Origin of the sequence: Streptomyces sp. NPDC090741 (genome assembly GCF_044769045.1) — a bacterium.
Classification (GTDB): Bacteria; Actinomycetota; Actinomycetes; order Streptomycetales; family Streptomycetaceae; genus Streptomyces.
In genome coordinates this window covers 1-1,641 of the sequence record NZ_JBIVXF010000051.1, presented here as the reverse complement: position 1 = coordinate 1,641, position 1,641 = coordinate 1, and the positions used below count along the sequence as shown (strand labels likewise).

The 1,641-nt window shown below is 72.4% G+C and carries 2 protein-coding genes; one reads left to right on the top strand and one right to left on the bottom strand.

The window, feature by feature from the left end; genetic code table 11:
• Positions 1-392 precede the first annotated feature (392 nt).
• A complete protein-coding gene (locus tag ACIQU4_RS42370; RefSeq protein ID WP_403743289.1) occupies positions 393-665 on the bottom strand; it encodes a hypothetical protein in 273 nt (90 codons plus the stop codon).
• Positions 666-965: 300 nt separating this feature from the next.
• Here ACIQU4_RS42370 and ACIQU4_RS42365 point away from each other — a divergent pair, with 300 nt between their 5' ends.
• Positions 966-1,550 carry a hypothetical protein gene (locus tag ACIQU4_RS42365; protein WP_403743286.1) on the top strand — a complete coding sequence of 195 codons (585 nt, stop codon included), beginning with the start codon at positions 966-968 and terminating at the stop codon, positions 1,548-1,550.
• Positions 1,551-1,641: the final 91 nt, after the last annotated feature.

Sequence of the window (1,641 nt, the reverse complement as noted above, 5' to 3'; positions counted from 1 at the left end):
TGGGACACGGATGAACCTTCCGACGGGGACAGAGACGGTCGCCGCATACCGAAGGCATGCGTGAGCCACTCACGCGGTGGAGAGGGGTTCGTCGGCGGCGGGTAAGCACCCGTGCCGCCTGGCGACTCATCCAGTTCTACCGACGCCCCGCCCCCCTGGCAACGACCCGTCCTACTAGCGGCCCTCGCAGTGCGGGGCCCGCGGCCCTCAGTGGGGTCGGAAGCAATCCGTGCAGGTGGGCGCCCACGCGACAGCAGCGGTATCGGGGCGGCAGAGGCTACTATCCCGGTTCGTATGTGACGTGGGCCCTATGGGGCGGGTCACCCCAGGGGCACCCGAATCTCACTGAATGTCATCGTTCATACCCGTTTGCGGCGGCGAGCGGTGCGGGCCTACCGGGGTTCGTGGGCGGCCAGCCGGCAGGCGCCGTTCGCAGCGCCGCCCGGTACTCCGGCCGCGGTCAGCCCGCTCACACAGCCCTGGAGGTCGCCGCTCACGCCGAGGTGGCACGCTGTCGTGACGGCGTCGGTGGCGCTGGCACCTGCCTGGGTGGCCATGTTCGTGCAGGCCGGAATGTCCGCCTGGGCGGCGGGGACGGCGAGTGTGCCGCCGAGCGTGAGGGTCAGGCCGGCGAGGACACCGGCGATGCGGGTCGACGTACGCATGGGTCGCACCTGCTTTCCGGGTTGGTCACGCGGCCCGGCTCCTGCGGTGCCCGAGCCGTGTGGGAACGGCGCCGAGCGGCGCTCGGCGGGGCTTCCCCTCCAGCGTGCACGGACAGGACCGGCTCGCGCCTCCCGGAAGCGACGCGCTCCCCTACCGCCCCTTACGTCGAGTAACCATCGCCGGCGTACCCAGTGGCCCGCGGCCATCCGGGCGGGGCGCAGGATCCGTACGGCCTGGCGGCCCGGGGCCGCGGCGCCCTGCGGGCCATGCTGGTGTCTCCCGCCCTGCAGGAGAGGCCTGTGAGTGATCCCAGCCCCAGACTGACCACGAGGCGGGTGCCCGCCGCAGCCGGCGACGGCATTCCCGCTCCCGGGGTCATCGGCATCGGACTCGCCGCGGTGCTGACGTTCGCACTCGCCCAGGGCTCGTGGCAGTGGTTCGCCACGTTCATCGGGGTCACGCTGCTCGCGGTGATGCTCGCCTTCCAGCGACGGGCGGAGTGGACGCCGGAATTCCGCTCGCCGTACATGCGCGGCCTGGTCGCGTACGCGCTGGTCGTCGGCCTGTGCGTGGCGGTCGCGCTCGCCCCCCTTCTGCAGCGCCGGGCCTGGCTGTTCCCGATGCCGGGCACGCGCAGCGAGTGCGTGTTGCGGGGCAGGTACGAGGCCCTCCAGGCGGAGGCCGCGCTGGGGAACCTGGCCGGCAGTGACGGTGTGGCCCTGGCGTTCGTGCAGCAGGACGAGGCCCGCAAGGCCGTGGCCGAGTGCCTGGCGGCCACGACGACCTTGTGGCTGCCCCTGTACGGGGTGGGGGTGGCGGTGCTGGTCGGAGCGGGTGCGTGGTTCCGCGACCGGGCCCGGGCCCGGTCGGGCCTCGCCGGCTAGGTGTTCTGTCCAGGGAGGTTGTGGACGGGTGATGCAGGTCTCGGCTGAGGTGTCTTGAACGGGTGAGGGCCTTCCGGGTTCGGTGTGGATT

Bases quoted from the DNA above. Each gene is read 5' to 3' on its own strand.
- ACIQU4_RS42370 (WP_403743289.1), bottom strand. From the start codon at position 665: ATGCGTACGTCGACCCGCATCGCCGGTGTCCTCGCCGGCCTGACCCTC.